Origin of the sequence: Aeromonas eucrenophila (genome assembly GCF_000819865.1) — a bacterium.
Lineage (GTDB): Bacteria > Pseudomonadota > Gammaproteobacteria > Enterobacterales > Aeromonadaceae > Aeromonas > Aeromonas eucrenophila.
Map to the genome: position 1 here is coordinate 349,596 of NZ_CDDF01000001.1, position 17,586 is coordinate 367,181.

Genomic DNA, 17,586 nt, shown 5'->3' on the forward strand with positions numbered 1-17,586 from the left:
AAATCATCGGCAGTGCAGTTCCCGCCGGTTATGCAAATCAGGTTTCAAGGGGTTCTCGGCCCCTCATGAGATCGCCCTATGGCGACGCTCAGGCACGAGGCGAGCCATTCCCAGATGACGCGCCACGCTCGAAAAAATTGCCCAATGCGGCAAGCTCCCGGGTGCTGGGGATACCTTGGGAAGGCTTATTCGTTACGTCCCCAGAAATCTTCCAATCTGCCCAGGGCGCGAGCTCTGGGGGATGCCTTTGGGAGGCTCAATCGTTACGTCCCCAGAAATCCCCCAATCTGTCCAGATCGCGGGTTCTGGGGATAGCGGGCAGGCTCTTGATAAAGGTGGCGCCGTAGGGTTTGTTGACCATGCGCGGATCACATATCACCAGCACGCCGTGATCTCTGCGATCACGGATAAGCCGCCCTACGCCCTGCTTGAGCGCGATCACCGCCTTGGGCAGCTGGATGTCGGCGAAGGGATCCCCGCCCTTGAGCTTGCAGTCGTCGACCCGCGCCTTGAGCAGGGGGTCGTCGGGGCTGGCAAACGGCAGCTTGTCGATGATAACACAGGACAATGCGGCCCCCCGTACGTCTATCCCCTCCCAGAAACTGCTGGTGGCCACCAGCACGGCACGGCCGTTGTCCACGAAGGTCTTGAGCAACCGCTGCTTGTTGTCTTCCCCCTGCAGCAAGACGGTGCGGCCAATCTCCCGGCGCAGCACCTCGGCCACCTGGCGCATCACCTGATGGCTGGTACAGAGGAAGAAGCAGCCTCCCGGCGTCTTGTTGATGAGCGGGATCATCAAGGTCGCGAGCTGCTCCCCCCGGCCAAAGGCGTTGGGCTCGGGCAGGAAGCGCGGCACGCACAAGCGGGCCTGCTCGGCGTAGTCGAACGGGCTGTCGAGGGTAAGCTCGGCACTGCCGGCGAGCCCGAGCTCGGTCTTGAAGTGATCGAAGCGATTGTCCACCGTCAGGGTGGCGGAGGTGAATACCCAGGCCACCTCGGGGCGCAGCACCTCGGCGCCGAAGCGATCGGCCACCGACAGCGGGGTGAGGCTGAGGGTAAAGTGCAGCCGTGAGCAGTCGTACCAGTAAGAGAAGCCGGTCTGGTTGATGGCGAGCACCTCACCGAGCCGGGTACGCAGCTCGCAGATCCGCTCGAAGGCGTGATCGAGCTGCTCGCCGCGCCCGAGCGCGAGTTTGAGCACCTCGTAGCACAAGCCAAGCGCATCGCCCAGCCGTGCCAGCGCCTGGGCCCAGAGGGGATGGCGCAACATGTCGCGGGTATTGCCACGGCCCCCGTCCACCCCGAAGGCCAGACGCAGGTCCTGACTCGCGATGGCAAGCCTGTCCGCCGCCTTGCCAAGCTGCCCCATGTCGTGGGCCTCGGCGCGATAGGCGAGCTGGATATCCTGGGCGAGATCCTGGATGGTGCGGCTGCCCACCGACTTGCCGAAGTAGTTGGTAGCGATCTCCGGCAGCTGGTGCGCCTCGTCGAACACATAGACCTGGGCCTCTGGCACCAGCTCGCCAAATCCCGTGTCTTTGACCGCCATATCGGCGAAGAAGAGGTGATGATTGATCACCACCACCTGGGCATCCATGGCCCGGCGGCGCGCCACCACCAGGTGGCAGTCGTCGTAATAGGGACAGTCGCGGCCGAGGCAATTCTCGTTGGTGCTGGTGATATGGGGCAGGATCTCGGCATTCTCCTGCAACCCCGGAATGTCTCCCACATCGCCGGTCAGGGTGGCGGTGGACCAGGACTTCACCTTGACCAGATCGGTCAGCACCTCGGGCTTTTGCAGATGGGACTCGCCGAGCAGGCGATTCATGCGCTCGATGCACAGATAGTTGCTGCGCCCCTTGAGCAGGGCCACCGGCGGGGTGTAGGAGAGCGCCCCCGTGATGGTCGGCAGATCCCGGTAGAACAGCTGCTCCTGCAGGTTCTTGGAGCCGGTGCTGATCACCACCCGCTTGCCGGACTCCAGCGCTGGCACCAGATAGGCATAGGTCTTGCCGGTGCCCGTCCCCGCCTCCACCAGCAGGCGTCCCCCGCTCTTGATGGCGTGCGCCACCGCCTCGGCCATCGCCAGTTGCGGCGCACGGGCGACAAAGCCATCGATGTGGCTGGCCAGGGGGCCATCAGGCTTGAACAGGGTCTGTATGGTCAAAGGGGAGTCCCGCGCAAAAGCGGCATTATGCCAAAAGCGCGGGCAAAGCGGGATCGCTAAATCGCGTTGCAATGCACCTTCTTGTGCGCGCGACGCCGCTCAAGGTGCAGGGCATCCGCGCTGTGCTGGTGTTGACGGCATGGGAGGCGAGCAAGCGGACAAACCTCAGACGAAGATATCGATCTTGTGCTCGGGATCCGGCTTGTGATCATCGTCTTTGGTCGCCGGCTGATCGCGCCTAGCCTGTGGATGGGGTGGCTGCTGCGACCCCTCGCCACCGCCGTCGGCACTGGTCTTGCGCAGCTTGTGCTTTTGGCTTATCTGGGTCACCTCCCGCTTGATGTCATCGGGACTCGGGGACGCCGGCGCCCGTGGCAAGATGGGGAATAACAGGTCCTGACTGGGCATGATGCGACTCCGGCTGAGCTGATTGATTAGTTATCGACCGAACAATCGTTTTCTTGATTTTAATCCATCAAGTCACATTCTCGGGTTGCAATTTCCGTCAAGGTCGGTAATGTAAATCGGGCGTCATCTACGACATCTTATTCGTAAAGGATTCATTACATGAAGTTCAACCAACTGAAGACTCATCACCACCATCATCATCCCGAATAGTCTTTCAGGAGGTTGACTGCTGGAAGACACTTAACTGGTGACTTCCAAAAGGACCGCAAGATTCATAAACCCTCGGAAGCACACACTTCCGAGGGTTTTTTCGTTTTTGACTAGTAAGGAAATCGAGCAATGGAAACACAACGTCTGCGCATCGCCATGCAAAAATCCGGTCGCCTGAGCCAGGACTCCCAGGCTCTGTTCAAGAGCTGCGGCCTCAAGATCAACTTGCGCGAGCAGCGTCTCATCGCCCACGTGGAAAACATGCCCATCGACATACTGCGGGTGCGTGATGACGATATCCCGGGCCTGGTGATGGAAGGGGTGGTCGACCTTGGCATCATCGGCGAGAACGTGCTGGAAGAAGTGCAGCTCATCCGCGCTTCCCAGGGCCAACCCTTCGCGGTCAAGACCCTCAAACAGCTCGACTTCGGCGGCTGCCGTCTCTCCCTCGCCATTCCCGACGACGTGGAGTATCAAGGCCCCGCCAGCCTCGCCGGCAAGCGCATCGCCACCTCCTACCCTGGTCTGCTCAAGCGCTTCTTCGATGAACAGGGCCTGAGCTTCAAGAGCGTGATGCTGGGTGGCTCGGTGGAAGTGGCGCCGCGCGCAGGTCTGGCCGACGCCATCTGCGATCTGGTCTCCACCGGTGCGACCCTCGAGGCCAACGGCCTCAAAGAGGTGGAAGTCATCTACCGCTCCAAGGCGGTGCTGGTGCAGGCGCCCAATCCATTGAACGCCGCCAAACAGGCCATCATCGACAAGCTGTTGCCCCGCATCCAGGGCATGCAACAGGCTCGCGAAAGCAAATACATCATGCTGCACGCCCCCAAAGACAAGCTCGATGCCATCACCTCCCTGCTGCCGGGTGCCGAGCGCCCCACCATCATGCAGCTGGCCGGTGACACCAATCAGGTCGCCCTGCACGTGGTATCCAGCGAGACACTGTTCTGGGAGACCATGGAGCAGCTCAAGGCCCTGGGTGCCAGCTCCATTCTGGTACTGCCCATCGAAAAAATGATGGAATAAGGACGGGACATCATGCAGACCCTGATCTGGAAGACCCTCTCCCCCGCCCAACAGGCCGACGTGCTGACCCGGCCGGCGTTGAATGACGAGGCCGACATCGGCGCCGTGGTGCGGGACATCATCGCCGCCGTGCGTGGCCGGGGAGATGAGGCCCTGCGCGAGCTCGGCCTGCGCTTCGAACGTGCCCCCCGCGAGCAGTTGCGGGTGAGCGAAGCCGAGACGGACGCCGCCTGCGCGCGCCTCGGGGATGACATCAAAGATGCCATCAATGCCGCCATCAACAACATTCGCACCTTCCACGCAGCGCAAGTGCAGCCGATTGTGCGGGTGGAAACCCAACCCGGCGTCATTTGTGAGCTGCGCACCCAACCCATCAGCCGGGTCGGCCTCTATGTGCCGGGGGGCAGCGCCCCGCTCCCTTCAACCGTAATGATGCTGTCCATTCCGGCCGCCATCGCCGGTTGCCGTGAGGTGGTGCTCTGCACCCCGTCCCCCGCCAGCGACGAGATCCTGTTTGCCGCCCGCGCCTGCGGCGTGCGCCAGGTGTTTGCCATCGGCGGCGCCCAGGCCATCGCTGCCATGGCCTATGGCACCGAGTCCATCCCCAAGGTGGACAAGATCTTTGGCCCGGGCAATGCCTACGTGACCGAGGCCAAAGGTCAGGTCTCCCGCGACTGGCGCGGCGCGGCCATCGACATGCCGGCCGGCCCCTCCGAGGTGCTGGTGATAGCCGACGAGAGTGCCAACGCGGCCTTCGTGGCGGCGGACCTGCTCTCCCAGGCCGAGCACGGCCCGGACAGCCAGGTGGTGCTGGTCACCACCTCGCCGCGCCTGGCCGATGCCATCAGCGGGGAGATAAAGGCGCAGCTGACCCGGCTCAGCCGCCGGGACATCGCCGCCAAGGCGCTCGGCTCAAGCCTGGTGATCCTGTGCGACAGCCTGGATGAGGCCTGCGCCATCTCCAACGCCTATGCCCCCGAGCACTTGATTGTGCAGACCGAGGCACCGCGCGACTTGCTCGACAGGCTAGAGAACGCCGGCTCCATCTTCTTGGGAGCCTGGACGCCGGAATCCGTGGGAGATTACGCCAGCGGCACCAACCACACCCTGCCCACCTACGGCTATGCCCGCACCTGCTCGAGCCTCGGGCTCGCGGATTACCAGCGCCGCTACACGGTGCAGGAGCTGAGCGTCGAGGGTATCCAGGGGCTGGGTCCCATCGTCCAGCGCATCGCCGAGGCCGAGGGGCTCGATGCCCATAAAAACGCCGTCACCCTGAGGCTAAAAGCACTGCAAAAGGGGCTGTCATGAAGATCACCGCCCCAGCGGGCCGCGATGCCCGCCTAAACAACGCCGTCACCCTGAGATTGAACGCCCTCACCGCCAAGCAGCAACAAAAGGATCTGTCATGAGCATCGCCAATCTGGCTCGCCGCGTGGTGCGGGCCCTCACCCCTTATCAATCCGCCCGCCGCATCGGGGGCAATGGCCACGTCTGGCTCAACGCCAACGAGGCGCCGCTGGCCTACCCCTTCACCATCGAGGGCAGCCGCCTCAACCGCTACCCCCAGTGCCAACCGGCCGCCGTGGTGAACGGCTATGCTGCCTATGCAGGGGTGAACCCGGATCAGGTGCTGGTGAGCCGGGGCGCCGACGAGGCCATCGAGCTGCTGATCCGCACCTTCTGTGAGGCGGGAGAAGATCAGATCCTCATCTGCCCGCCGACCTACGGCATGTACGCCATCAGCGCCGAGACCTGCGGGGTCGGCATCGTCGAGCAGCCGCTGACCCCCAGCCGTCAGCCAGACTGGCCCGCCATCCAGGATCGCCTCTCCGACGTCAAGCTGGTGTTCCTCTGCTCCCCCAACAACCCGACCGGGGATCTGGTGGGTCGCAAGGGCCTGATCAAGCTGCTGGAGAAGGCTCAGGATCGCGCCATCGTCGTGGTGGACGAGGCCTACATCGAGTTCTGCCCGGAAAGCTCGGTGGTGGACCTGCTCGCCCGCTTCCCGAACCTGGTGGTGACCCGCACCCTCTCCAAGGCCTTCGCACTGGCGGGCATCCGCTGCGGCTTCACTCTGGGGGATCCCGAGGTCATCGCCATGCTGGCCAAGGTAATTGCCCCCTACCCCATTCCCGAGCCCATCGCCCAGATAGCGGCCCAGGCGCTCTCCCCCATGGGGCTGGAGTTGATGCAGGAGCGGGTTATCGAACTCAACAAGCAAAAGGCCATCATCAAGGGCGAGCTGGCGAGCCTCCCCTGCGTGAAGGAGATCTTCGAGGACAAGGGCAACTTCGTGCTGGTGCGCTTCGACGACAGCGCCGCGGTGTTTGCCGCCATGAAGGCCGCCGGCATAGTCCTGCGGGACTTCTCCAGCAAGCCGGGGCTCGACAACAGCCTGCGCATCACCATCGGCTACCAGGGAGAGATGGATGCCGTACTCGAGGTGCTGCGCGGCCTCGGTGCCAACAACGTACCCGCCGACAAGATGTCTGCCACTCGCTGATAAGGATGTAACCCATGAAGACCCCATTTTTGTTTATCGACCGCGACGGCACCCTGATCGAGGAGCCGGTGACCGACAAGCAGGTGGACAGCCTCGCCAAGCTGCGCTTCGAGCCCATGGTGATCCCGGTGCTGCGCGAGCTGCAGGCCGCCGGCTACGTGCTGGTGATGGTGACCAATCAGGACGGGCTCGGCACTGCCAGCCTGCCCCTTGAGAACTTCCAGCCCCCCCACGACCTGATGATGCACCTGTTCGAATCTCAGGGTGTGCACTGGGAGCAGGTGCTGATCTGCCCCCACTTCCCCACCGACGGCTGCAGTTGCCGCAAACCCAACCTCGGGCTGGTGAAGGAGTACCTCGCCTCCGGTCGCATCGACTTTGCCAACTCCTTCGTGATTGGCGATCGGCAGACCGACCTGCAACTCGCCGACAACATGGGCATCCGTGGCATTCGCTATCAGCCACAAGATCATGGCTGGCTCGCCATCCGTGATCAGCTGCTGTCCAAGGGACGCGTCGCCGAGGTGGAGCGCTACACCAAGGAGACCCGCATCCAGGTGGCGGTGGATCTCGACAAGAGCGGCGGCAACCAGATCGCCACCGGCATCGGCTTCTTCGATCACATGCTGGATCAGATAGCCACCCACGCGGGTTTCAGACTGAAGCTCAAGGTGAGCGGCGATCTGCACATCGACGATCACCACACGGTGGAAGACGTCGGCCTCGCCCTGGGTCAGGCCCTGCGTCAGGCCCTCGGCAGCAAGCGTGGCATCGGTCGCTTCGGCTTCGTGCTGGCGATGGATGAGGTGCAGGCGGTGATCGATGGTCGTCCTCGCCACAGCGATGACGCCGCCCCCCTCACCGAGCTGGATGTGGCCACCGCGCTGGACTTGAGCGGCCGCCCCTACTTCGTGTTCGACTGCCCGAGCGGCTTTGGCCGCGACAGCGTGGGGGAGATGGCCACCGAAATGGTGCCGCACTTCTTCCGTTCCCTGTCGGACGCCATGGCCATCACCTTGCAGATGAAGGTCGGCAGCGGCAACACCCATCACCAGGTGGAGGCGCTGTTCAAGGGCTTCGGACGAGCTCTGCGCCAGGCCATCCGGGTCGAGGGGAGCGAGCTGCCCTCCAGCAAGGGGGTGTTGTGATGGGGTTGAGTAAACAAAACCTGGTCATCATCGACACCGGCTGCGCGAACCTGGCCTCGGTGCGGATGGCGTTCGAGCGCCTCGGCGTGCAGCCGCGGGTCTCCCGCAACGCCGCCGATATCGAGGGCGCCGACAAGCTGATCCTGCCGGGGGTCGGCACCGCCGTCGCCGCCATGCGCAACCTCAATGAGCGCAACCTGGTGCCGCTCATTCGCGCCGCCAAGCAGCCGCTGCTGGGCTTCTGCCTCGGCATGCAGATGCTGGCGCAGGCCTCCGAGGAGACGATGACGGGTGAGGATGACAACAGCGGCGCGCTGATCGACTGCCTCGGCATAGTGCCCGGCAAGATCCGGCTGATGGAGGTAGGTGATCTGCGCCTGCCCCACATGGGCTGGAACCAGATTGAGCATGACGAGACGCACCCGCTGCTGCGCGGCATCCCGAGCGGCAGCTACTTCTACTTCGTCCACTCCTATGCTCTGGAAGTGACCGAGGCCACTCTCGCCAGCTGCGACTACGGCAGCCCCTTTACCGCCATCGTCGCGCGCGACAACTTTTATGGCGCCCAATTCCACCCGGAGCGTTCCGGCCCGGCCGGCGCCCGCCTACTGCAAAACTTTTTGGAGCTATGACAAGGATGATTATCCCGGCAATCGATCTCATCAACGGTCAGGTGGTGCGCCTCTATCAGGGTGACTACGGCCAGAAGACCGCCTACAGCAGCAGCCCCCAGGCTCGCTTCGACGACTACGTGGCACAGGGAGCGCAGCAACTGCACCTGGTGGATCTGGACGGCGCCAAGGACGCCAAGGCGCGCCAGCTTGCGCTCATCACCGAGCTGCTCAGCGCGACCCGGGCCCCGGTGCAGGTGGGCGGCGGGGTGCGCAGCGAACAGGACGTGGCAGATCTGTTGGCGGCTGGCGCCAGTCGGGTGGTGATCGGCTCCACCGCGGTCAAATCTCCGGAGCTGGTGGCGAGCTGGATGGAGAAATACGGCCCGGAGCGCATCGTGCTGGCGCTGGACGTCAACATCGATGCACAGGGCAATCGCCAGATCGCGGTGGCTGGCTGGCAGGAGAACAGCGGGGTGACCATAGAGGCGCTGATCGAGCGCTTCCTCCCCGCCGGCCTCAAACACGTGCTCTGCACCGACATCAGCCGGGACGGGACATTGCAAGGGAGCAACGTCGAGCTCTACCGGGATCTCTGCGCCCGCTTCCCAAGCGTGGCCTTCCAGGCCTCGGGCGGCATAGGCAACCTGGCCGACATAGAGGCGCTCAAGGGCACCGGGGTCAAGGGGATCATCCTCGGCCGCGCCCTGCTGGAGGGCAAGTTCGACGTCAAGGGCGCCATCGCCTGCTGGGGCCGCTGATCGGAATTGCTGTGTGAGCCCGTGTTTACGGGCTCCCTACTGGCGCATCGTCGAGTCTGAGCCATCATTTATCCTTTAGTAACAATCGACTCTATACTCGACTGACCCCTTTGCGTCATGGAGGCGCCATGTTCACAGCCCAAGCCGCCACCATCCTGATCGTCGACGATGCTCCCGAGAATCTGATGGTGCTGACGGATCTGCTCACCCCTGTCTATCGCGTGCTGGCCGCCCAGGGGGGCGAGAAGTGCCTGCGCATCGCCACCGGCTCACCCCGGCCGGATCTCATCCTGCTGGATGTGATGATGCCGGACATGGATGGTTATGAGGTGCTGCGCCGGCTGCAAGCCGATCCAGCCACCAGCAACATTCCCGTGGTGCTGCTCACAGCTCTTTCTGATCCCCGCAGCGAGGCGCAGGGGCTGGCCCTCGGCGCCACCGACTACATCACCAAACCCATCAACCCCGCCATCGTCCAGGCCAGGGTACGCACCCAACTGGAGGCCAAACAGGCGAGAGAAGGGCTGCAGAGCCAGAATGCCCTGCTGGAGGCCGAGGTATCGAGGCGCATGGCGGAGAACGACCTGATCCAGCAGGTTTCCATCCGCGCCCTCGCCCATCTGGCGGAGATCCGGGATCCCGAGACCGGCAACCACATACTGCGCACCCAGCTCTATGTGCGCCATCTCGCCATCGGTCTGGCGAGCCATCCCCGTTTCAGCGACACCCTGACCCCCGCCTACATAGAGCTGCTCAGCCGCTCTGCCCCCCTGCACGATATCGGCAAGGTGGGGATCCCGGATCAGATCCTGCTCAAGCCGGGCAAGCTGACCGATGAGGAGTGGCCCATCATGCGCACCCACGCCAAGCTCGGCAGCGACGCCATCGAGGAGGCGGAGCGGGACATAGATCAGCCCCTGGCCTTCCTCACCCTGGCCAAGGAGATAGCGCACTGGCACCACGAGAAGTGGGATGGCAGCGGTTATCCCGACGGGTTGAACGGCGACGACATCCCTGTCTCCGCCCGGCTGATGGCGCTGGCCGATGTGTTCGATGCCCTCGTCACCGTCCGGGTCTACAAGCCCCCCATGCCATACCAACAAGCGAGGAGTCTTATCCTCGCGGGCAGCGGGCTGCACTTCGATCCGGACGTGGTGGCCGTCTTCGATGCCCAGTTCGAGCAGTTCATCGCCATCGCCGAGCGCTACCGTGACGATCACGAGGTGCCCCATGACTAGGCTACCACCGCTCGCCAAGGCCCCGGCCACACCGGCTGAATGCCCCAGGATCCCACCGTCGCCCGAGGAGCGTCCCGCATGAAATGGATTTTCCCCCTGAGCAGGCATCAATGGATAGGCGCCTGCCTGCTGGCCATACTGATGCCCCTGTTCGTGCTGCTGATCCGGCTCCAGCTGCCCATTCCCGTCGAGGAGCGGCCGCTGCTGGTGCTGTTCATGTTGCCCATCATCGTCTGCGCCCTGCTGGGGGGGCTGTTGCCCGGCCTCATCAGCACCCTCTGCGTGGCCCTGATGACCGCCTATTTCATTCTGTCACCGCGCCATGAGCTCTATATCGCCTCCGGCCAGGACCAGGTGCAGTGGGGCCTGCTCGTCGCCAACGGTGTCCTGATCACCCTGCTGAGCGCGGCCATGCACCGCTCCCGCGTCAGGGAGAGCCAGCGCTGGCAGGAGCTGCTGAACACCCAGTCCCGGCTGCGACAGAGTGAGGATCGCTTTCAGGCCACCTTCGAGCAGGCCGCCGTCGGTATCGCCCTGGTCTCCCCCGACGGCACCTGGCTGCGGGTCAACCAGCGCCTGTGCGACATGGTGGGCTATAGCGCCGACGAGCTGATGGAGATGACCTTCCAGCAGATCACCCACCCGGACGATCTCTTCATCGATCAGAGCTATGTCGATCAGGTCCTGGCCGGCGAGCGCCAGCACTATGCCTTGGAGAAGCGCTACCTGCGCAAGGGGGGCGAGGCGTTCTGGATCACCCTGACCACGACTCTGGTCAAGGATCTGCAGGGGCAACCGGATTACTTCATCTCCATCATCGAGGACAACCAGCAGCGCAAGGAGACCGAAGCCGCCCTGCGTCGCAACGAGGTGATCCTGCGCGAATCCCAGCGCCTGGCCAAGATCGGCAACTGGCGCTGGCACCTGGTTCAGGACACCCACTACTGGTCCCCGGAGATCTTTCGCATCTACGGTCGGGATCCCTCGCTCCCCCCGGCCGTCTACCCCGAGGTGCAGAACTACTTCACCCCACAGGCCTGGCACACCCTGAGCCAGGCCGTGGATCGCTGCCTGCAGGATGGCGCCCCCTACGAGTGCGATGCCGAGGTCATCACCCCCAGCGGGGAGGCCGCCTGGATCATCGCCCGTGGCACTGCCCTGCGAGACGAGAGCGGTACCATCGTGGAGCTGTACGGCACTGTGCAGGACATCACGGAGCGCAAGCTGGCCGAGCAGCAATTGCGACAGCTGTCCCTGGCCCTGGAGCAGAGCCCGGACGGGATCTTCATCACCAATACCGAATCGCGCATCGAATATGCCAATGCCGCCTTCCTGGCCGCCAGCGGTTATACGGAGGAAGAGGTGCTGGGGCAAAGTCCTCAGCTGTTCGACTCCGGCCTCACCCCGCCCGCCACCCATGTCGCCCTGCAGGATGCCCTCAAACGCGGCCAGCGCTGGCACGGGGAGTTCATCAACCAGCGCAAGGATGGCAGCCACTATCAGGTGCTGGCCTCCATCTCCCCCATTCGCCGGGATAACGACCAGGTGACCCACTTCGTGACGGTGCAGGCGGACATCACCGAGAAGAAGCAGCTCGGGGAGGAGCTGGATCAGTATCGCTTCCACCTGGAGGAGATGGTCAGCGAACGCACCCAGCAACTGGCCCAGGCACACCAGCGCGCCGAGAGCGCCAACCAGGCCAAGAGCGCCTTCCTCGCCAACATGAGCCACGAGATCCGCACCCCCATGAACGCCATTCTGGGGCTCACCTACCTGCTCAAGCGGGATGCCAAGGAAGCCGGCCAGCACGATCGGCTGGAGAAGATAGACAACGCGGCCCAGCACCTGCTCACCCTCATCAACGACATCCTGGATCTCTCCAAGATCGATGCGGGCAAGATGCTGCTGGAGTGCCACGACTTCTCTCTCGTCGCCATGCTGGACAACGTCTGCGCCCTGATGGACGAGCAGGCCAGCGCCAAGGGGCTCGCCATCCAGATCGATCTCGATGGCGCCCCGGTCTGGCTCAACGGCGACATCACCCGCCTGCGCCAGGCGCTGCTCAACTACGCCGGCAATGCCATCAAGTTCACCGAGACCGGCACCATCACCCTGCGGGTGCGGATGCTGCGCAAGCTGCTCAGCGGCTACCAACTGCGCTTCGAGGTGGAGGACAGCGGCATCGGCATCACGGCGGTGCAGCGCGAGCGGCTGTTCCAGGCCTTCGAGCAGGCCGATGTCTCCACCACCCGCAAATACGGCGGCACCGGTCTCGGGCTGGCCATCACCAGCCGTCTGGCCAAGCTGATGGGAGGCGAGGTAGGGGTCGAAAGCACGCCCGGCAAGGGCAGCTGCTTCTGGTTCACCGCGCAGCTCGCCCCGGGCAAGAGCATTCCCCTGCCACCGGTACTGCCGAGCCAGCCGAGGCAACCCTTCTTCTCCTCCTACCCGGCTCGCCTGCTGCTGGTGGAGGACAATGCCATCAACCGGGAGGTGATCACCGAGCTGCTCACCGGCAGCGGCCTCGTCATAGAGACGGCGGTCAACGGGCTGGATGCGCTGGACAAGATCCGCCACCAATCGTTCGATCTCATCCTGATGGACATACAGATGCCGCTGATGGATGGTTACAGCGCCACCCGCGCCATCCGGGCCCTGCCCGATCAGGATCAGGTGCCCATACTGGCGCTCACCGCCAGTGCGTTCGAGGAGGACAGGAAGGCCTGCGAGGCCGCCGGCATGAACGACTTCATCACCAAACCCGTCACCCCGGCCAGGCTGTTCGAGGCGCTGCGGCAATGGTTGCCAGCGGATACCCCCGCAACCTCGCCTCAGCGGCCCGCCGAGCGCTGGTGCGCCCCCCTCGCCCGGCTGCAGGAGATGCCCGGCTGGGATCTGGTGCAGGGCCTGGCGGCGCTGCAAGGGGATCAACAGAAATACCTCAGGCTGCTGCGCTTCTTCGCGGTCCAGCATCGAGGAGACACCGAACGCCTGGCCGAATGCCTGGCAAAGGGGGATCGCCCCTGTGCCATTGGCCTGGCCCACAGCCTGCGCGGCGCCGCCTCGACCCTGGGTCTGACCAGCCTTGCCGAGCAGGGGTTGCAGCTGGAGCAGGCCTTGCGGGCACAGGAAGAGGATCTGCTGGCCGCCCTGATCGCCGGCATAGGCCGGGATCTGGTCGAGCTTGAGCTCCGGCTGGGAGCCGAGGATGAGCAGACGGACATGGTTTCCCCCCTGCCAAGCAGCCACTGGCAGCAGCAGTTGCTGCGCCAGCTGGAGGCGCTGCTGGCCCAGAGCGATACCGCCGCCATAACCCTGTTCGATCAGCACGCCGGCGCCATGCTTGTCGGCCTTGGTGAACAGGGCACCCTGCTCGCCCAGCAGCTGAAGGGGTTCGACTTCGACGGCGCCCTGATCACCATCAGGGGGCTGAAGCAGGTGGAGAACAACCTGCTGGCCTTCCATTCGGAGGGATCCGGCGCCATCACCCGACATTGAGGGGCGGCGCAGAGAGGAATGCGGAGAAAGGGTTGGATCGGGGCACGAGGTCGTGCTTATAGTGTGGGCTCTTTGCCCCTAGGCCCATACCGGCGCCATGCCAGCCCGCTTTATCCAGGATCACGAGAAAGCCGGCATCACCCGGCTGAATCGATTGTTAACCGTGCTTTACATGGAGCAACGAGCATGTTGTCAAAGCGTATTATCCCCTGTCTCGACGTCAAAGACGGCGTCGTGGTCAAGGGAGTGCAGTTTCGAAATCACGAAGTGATGGGGGGCATAGTCGAGCTGGCCCGCCGCTACGCCAGCGAGGGGGCCGACGAGCTGGTGTTCTATGACATCACCGCCTCCAGCGACGCCCGGGTGGTGGACAAGAGCTGGGTGAGCCGGGTCGCCGAGGTCATCGACATTCCGTTCTGCGTCGCCGGCGGCATCAAGAGCGTGGAAGACGCGCGCCAGATCCTGGAGTTTGGCGCCGACAAGGTCTCCATCAACTCCCCCGCTCTGGCGGATCCGACCCTGATCACGGCGCTGGCCGAGCGCTTCGGCGTGCAGTGCGTGGTAGTCGGCATCGACTCCTACTTCGATGCCGCCATCGGCGAGTATCAGGTCAAGCAGTTCACCGGCGACGAGAGCCGCACCCGCACCACCGCCTGGACCACCCTGGAGTGGGTCAAGGAGGTGCAAAAGCGCGGCGCGGGTGAAATCGTGCTGAACGTGATGAACCAGGACGGCATGCGCCAGGGTTACGATCTCGAGCAGCTCAAGCTGGTGCGGGCTCTGTGCAAGGTGCCGCTCATCGCCTCCGGTGGCGCCGGCACCATGGCACACTTCCTCGATGCCTTTACCCTCGCCGACGTGGACGGTGCCCTGGCGGCCTCCGTGTTCCACAAGGGCCTTATCCCCATTCCCGAATTGAAACGCTGGCTGAAAAACGAAGGAGTCGCCATCCGTGAATAACCAAGCTGTAAACAACCAGACCCCGCTGGCCGAGCGCCTGGATTGGGCCAAATGTGAGGGAATGATCCCCGCCATCGTCCAGCACGCCGCGAGCGGTCAGGTGCTGATGCAGGGCTTTATGACCCGCGAAGCGCTGGAAAAAACCCAGGCCACCGGCCAGGTCACCTTCTTCAGCCGCAGCAAGCAGCGGCTCTGGACCAAGGGCGAGAGCTCGGGCCATGTGCTCAAACTCGTCGCCATCAGTACCGATTGTGACAACGATTCCCTGCTGATCGCCGCCGACCCAGTGGGCCCCACCTGCCATTTGGGCACTGTCTCCTGCTTCGATGGTCATCCGCTCCCGCCGCTGGGTTTCATCGCCGAGCTCGAGCAGATCCTGGCGGCGCGCAAGGGCGCGGATCCCGCCACCAGCTACACCGCCAGCCTCTACGGCAAGGGCACCAAGCGCATCGCCCAGAAGGTCGGTGAAGAAGGGGTTGAAGTGGCCCTGGCCGCCATGGCCAAGGACAGGGAGGAGCTCATCAACGAGTCCGCGGACCTGCTCTATCACCTGACCGTGCTGCTGCAAAATGAGGGGCTGGGCCTGCAGGATGTGGTGCAGCGCCTCTATGAGCGCCACACCAAGTAGTCTTTGAACTGAACAAAGCAAAACGGGCCATTGGCCCGTTTTTTGTGCCCGCAATTTGGGAAGGGCAAGTCACTGTGCGGCTGACTGAAGCTGACCTGAACAAAGGGTCCTTTTGACGCCGCAGATGGGGGCTGCCCAGCAGGAATATTCCTCTCAATAATGGCGCTACCGCTTTCCCTCCACCGTCAGAGGCCTTATGAGCAAATATCAGTTCTTCCACCAGCAGCAAGATCCCGCCAGCGTCACCTTCCTGCCGATGTCCTCCCCCACTTTCTTGTCTGAAAAGGCACAACTGCTCGAACAGGGTTTCGAGGTGGTGGGAGATTACATAGACGCGGCAGATGACCAGGAGGCCATCGAGAAATTCAGGAGCGGCATGATTGAACCGCTCTCCGAGTACACCAAGGCCACCGAGGCAGGGGGACTCTACCATCTCATCTCGGGCATTGGGGAATCGATCGGCAAACACCTGAAGGGGACTAACAGCCCACGCTGATGGCCCTGCTGGTAACAGCAACCCTATACCGATACGGCTGATAGTCTCCTCCTAATCTCCCAATAAAAGAACGGGCCTCGTCCCGTTCTTTTATTGCATGTACGACCCGTCACTCCAACTGCTTGCGTAGCATAAACTTCTGCACCTTGCCGGTGGAGGTCTTGGGCAGCGGGGTGAAGATGATGCGCTTGGGGGCCTTGAAGTGGGCCATCTGCTCACGGCAAAACGCGATAAGCTCAGCCTGGCTCAATTCCCTCCCCTCCTTAAGCTTTACGAAGGCGCAGGGCACCTCCCCCCACTTCTCGTCCGGCATGGCGATCACCGCCGCCTCGTCCACGTCGGGATGGCGGTAGAGCACGTCCTCCACCTCCAGGCTGGAGATGTTCTCCCCGCCGGAGATGATGATGTCCTTGGATCTGTCCTTGATCTCCACGTAACCGTCCGGGTGCCAGACCGCGAGATCGCCGCTGTGAAACCAGCCCTCCGCCATCGCCTCCACGCTGGCGGAAGGATTCTTGAGGTAGCCCCGCATCACCACGTTGCCACGCAGGAAGATCTCCCCCAGGGTCTTGCCATCCTGGGGCACCGGCTCGCCGCTGACGGGGTTGGCGACGCGCATCTCCCCCTGCAGCGGCGAAGTCACTCCCTGGCGCGCCTTGAGCCGCGACAGGGCGGCGGCATCCTGCCCCTCCCAGCTGCGCTGGGGCTCGCACACCACGCAGGGGCCATAGGTCTCGGTCAGACCATAGGTGTGGGTCACCGATATCCCCATGGCTTCCATGCCGGCGATCACCGTCGCCGGTGGCGCCGCCCCAGCCGTCATCACCTGAATGGGGTGATCAAGCCCCACCTTCAGCGCCGGATCGGCGTTGTTGAGCATGTTGAGTACGATGGGCGCCGCGCAAAAGTGGCTCACCTTGTGCTCATGCAGCGCCTGGTAGATGGCCTGCGCCTGCACGTGGCGCAGGCAGACACTCACCCCGGCGATGGCCGCCAGGGTCCAGGGGAAGCACCAGCCGTTGCAGTGGAACATCGGCAGGGTCCACAGATAGACCGGGTGTTTGGGCATGTCCCAGGAGAGCACGTTGTTGATGGCGTTGAGGTGGGCACCGCGATGGTGATAGACCACCCCCTTGGGGTTGCCGGTGGTGCCCGAGGTGTAGTTGAGGGAAATCGCTTGCCACTCGTCGCGCGGCAACCAGCCTGGCTCCTCGCCATTGCCCCTGGCGATAAAGTCCTCATAGCTGAGCGCGCTTATCAGCTCACCTTCCCGATAGAGGGGATCGTCGATGGCGATGACCAGCGGCTTGTACTCGATCAGCGCCAACGCCTTGCGCACCACGGCGCCGAACTCCCGGTCCACCAGCAGCACCTTGCTCTGGGCGTGCTGGAAGATGAAGGCCATGGACTCGGCATCGAGCCGGGTGTTGATGGTGTTGAGCACGGCGCCGCTCATGGGCACCCCGAAGTGAGCCTCGAACATCGCAGGCACATTGGGGGCGACGATGGAGACCGTATCCCCCTCACCTATCCCCAGTCGACGCAGGGCCGAGGCGAGCCGACGGCAGCGCTGCTCGGTCTGGGCCCAGCTCTGGCGCAGGGGGCCGTGGATCACCGCCGGATAGTCGGGGTAGACCCGGGCCGCCCGCGCGAGGAAGCTCAGGGGCGTCAGCGCCTCGAAGTTGGCGGCGGTTTTATCGAGGCCTGTCTCGTAGATGTTCTGCTCTGTCATCGGGTTCCTTCCTCATATGTGGCACAAAGCGGGTGAGTCCGGCTGGCTGGCCTGTTGCCGGAAAACGGCCCTGGGCCTCATGCCCGGGCGGATGTCCCATGGAAAGAGAGGGTATCAAGGGGGATCCGCGACAGGTATTAGCAAAACGTCTTAGCCGACTATCCGCCTGTTGCACCTGGGGATAACGGCAGGCACCA

Annotated in this window: 14 protein-coding genes and 1 other annotated feature; of the genes, 11 read left to right on the forward strand and 3 right to left on the reverse strand. The window is 63.6% G+C overall.

Annotated elements, in window-relative coordinates; translation table 11 throughout:
* Window positions 1-256: 256 nt before the first annotated feature.
* Both BN1124_RS01420 and BN1124_RS01425 read right to left on the reverse strand, forming a co-directional pair.
* A complete protein-coding gene (locus BN1124_RS01420; protein ID WP_042638404.1) occupies window positions 257-2,167 on the reverse strand; it encodes a DNA repair helicase YoaA in 1,911 nt (636 codons plus the stop codon).
* 165 nt (window positions 2,168-2,332) lie between these two features.
* Window positions 2,333-2,575: a hypothetical protein gene (locus BN1124_RS01425; RefSeq protein ID WP_042638406.1), complete on the reverse strand. Its 243-nt coding sequence runs from the start codon at window positions 2,573-2,575 to the stop codon at window positions 2,333-2,335.
* A gap of 185 nt (window positions 2,576-2,760) precedes the next feature.
* Window positions 2,761-2,889: a sequence feature (His leader region), on the forward strand.
* Between the two features lie 25 nt (window positions 2,890-2,914).
* Between BN1124_RS01425 and hisG the strand changes: the two genes are divergently transcribed.
* From hisG to BN1124_RS01480, 11 genes are all read left to right on the forward strand, one after another.
* Entirely contained in the window at window positions 2,915-3,811 is an 897-nt protein-coding gene (gene hisG, locus BN1124_RS01430) for an ATP phosphoribosyltransferase (protein ID WP_042638408.1), read from the forward strand.
* A 12-nt stretch (window positions 3,812-3,823) separates the two neighbouring features.
* Window positions 3,824-5,122, forward strand: coding sequence for a histidinol dehydrogenase (gene hisD, locus BN1124_RS01435; RefSeq protein ID WP_042638410.1), 1,299 nt, complete (start codon window positions 3,824-3,826; stop codon window positions 5,120-5,122).
* Window positions 5,123-5,219: 97 nt separating this feature from the next.
* The gene (hisC, locus tag BN1124_RS01440) at window positions 5,220-6,317 is read left to right on the forward strand and encodes a histidinol-phosphate transaminase (protein ID WP_042638412.1); all 1,098 of its coding nucleotides are present in this window, start codon (window positions 5,220-5,222) and stop codon (window positions 6,315-6,317) included.
* 14 nt (window positions 6,318-6,331) lie between these two features.
* Entirely contained in the window at window positions 6,332-7,465 is a 1,134-nt protein-coding gene (hisB, locus tag BN1124_RS01445; protein WP_042638414.1) for a bifunctional histidinol-phosphatase/imidazoleglycerol-phosphate dehydratase HisB, read from the forward strand.
* The gene (gene hisH, locus BN1124_RS01450) at window positions 7,465-8,097 is read left to right on the forward strand and encodes an imidazole glycerol phosphate synthase subunit HisH (RefSeq protein WP_042638416.1); all 633 of its coding nucleotides are present in this window, start codon (window positions 7,465-7,467) and stop codon (window positions 8,095-8,097) included. Before hisB ends, hisH begins: the two co-directional genes overlap by 1 nt.
* A 5-nt stretch (window positions 8,098-8,102) precedes the next feature.
* A complete protein-coding gene (hisA, locus tag BN1124_RS01455) occupies window positions 8,103-8,837 on the forward strand; it encodes a 1-(5-phosphoribosyl)-5-[(5-phosphoribosylamino)methylideneamino]imidazole-4-carboxamide isomerase (RefSeq protein WP_042638418.1) in 735 nt (244 codons plus the stop codon).
* Window positions 8,838-8,965: 128 nt separating this feature from the next.
* Window positions 8,966-10,075, forward strand: coding sequence for a response regulator (locus BN1124_RS01460; RefSeq protein WP_042638420.1), 1,110 nt, complete (start codon window positions 8,966-8,968; stop codon window positions 10,073-10,075).
* Window positions 10,076-10,153: 78 nt separating this feature from the next.
* On the forward strand, window positions 10,154-13,573 hold the full coding sequence (locus BN1124_RS01465) for a PAS domain S-box protein (protein WP_042638422.1): 3,420 nt from the start codon (window positions 10,154-10,156) through the stop codon (window positions 13,571-13,573).
* Between the two features lie 186 nt (window positions 13,574-13,759).
* Window positions 13,760-14,533, forward strand: coding sequence for an imidazole glycerol phosphate synthase subunit HisF (hisF, locus tag BN1124_RS01470; protein ID WP_042638424.1), 774 nt, complete (start codon window positions 13,760-13,762; stop codon window positions 14,531-14,533).
* Window positions 14,526-15,161, forward strand: coding sequence for a bifunctional phosphoribosyl-AMP cyclohydrolase/phosphoribosyl-ATP diphosphatase HisIE (gene hisIE, locus BN1124_RS01475; RefSeq protein ID WP_042638426.1), 636 nt, complete (start codon window positions 14,526-14,528; stop codon window positions 15,159-15,161). Before hisF ends, hisIE begins: the two co-directional genes overlap by 8 nt.
* 196 nt (window positions 15,162-15,357) lie before the next feature.
* Entirely contained in the window at window positions 15,358-15,657 is a 300-nt protein-coding gene (locus BN1124_RS01480; protein WP_042638427.1) for a hypothetical protein, read from the forward strand.
* 109 nt (window positions 15,658-15,766) lie between these two features.
* On the opposite strand, the gene BN1124_RS01485 is transcribed toward BN1124_RS01480, so the two are convergent.
* Window positions 15,767-17,389, reverse strand: a complete 1,623-nt coding sequence (locus tag BN1124_RS01485; protein ID WP_042638429.1) for an acyl-CoA synthetase — start codon at window positions 17,387-17,389, stop codon at window positions 15,767-15,769.
* Window positions 17,390-17,586: the final 197 nt, after the last annotated feature.

Excerpts from the sequence above, each read along its gene's own strand:
- hisB (WP_042638414.1), top strand. The coding sequence starts at position 6,332 with ATGAAGACCCCATTTTTGTTTATCGACCGCGACGGCACCCTGATCGAG.
- hisC (WP_042638412.1), top strand. The coding sequence starts at position 5,220 with ATGAGCATCGCCAATCTGGCTCGCCGCGTGGTGCGGGCCCTCACCCCT.
- BN1124_RS01480 (WP_042638427.1), top strand. The coding sequence starts at position 15,358 with ATGAGCAAATATCAGTTCTTCCACCAGCAGCAAGATCCCGCCAGCGTC.
- hisF (WP_042638424.1), top strand. The coding sequence starts at position 13,760 with ATGTTGTCAAAGCGTATTATCCCCTGTCTCGACGTCAAAGACGGCGTC.
- hisD (WP_042638410.1), top strand. The coding sequence starts at position 3,824 with ATGCAGACCCTGATCTGGAAGACCCTCTCCCCCGCCCAACAGGCCGAC.
- hisH (WP_042638416.1), top strand. The coding sequence starts at position 7,465 with ATGGGGTTGAGTAAACAAAACCTGGTCATCATCGACACCGGCTGCGCG.
- BN1124_RS01465 (WP_042638422.1), top strand. The coding sequence starts at position 10,154 with ATGAAATGGATTTTCCCCCTGAGCAGGCATCAATGGATAGGCGCCTGC.
- BN1124_RS01460 (WP_042638420.1), top strand. The coding sequence starts at position 8,966 with ATGTTCACAGCCCAAGCCGCCACCATCCTGATCGTCGACGATGCTCCC.
- BN1124_RS01485 (WP_042638429.1), bottom strand. The coding sequence starts at position 17,389 with ATGACAGAGCAGAACATCTACGAGACAGGCCTCGATAAAACCGCCGCC.
- hisA (WP_042638418.1), top strand. The coding sequence starts at position 8,103 with ATGATTATCCCGGCAATCGATCTCATCAACGGTCAGGTGGTGCGCCTC.
- BN1124_RS01425 (WP_042638406.1), bottom strand. The coding sequence starts at position 2,575 with ATGCCCAGTCAGGACCTGTTATTCCCCATCTTGCCACGGGCGCCGGCG.
- hisG (WP_042638408.1), top strand. The coding sequence starts at position 2,915 with ATGGAAACACAACGTCTGCGCATCGCCATGCAAAAATCCGGTCGCCTG.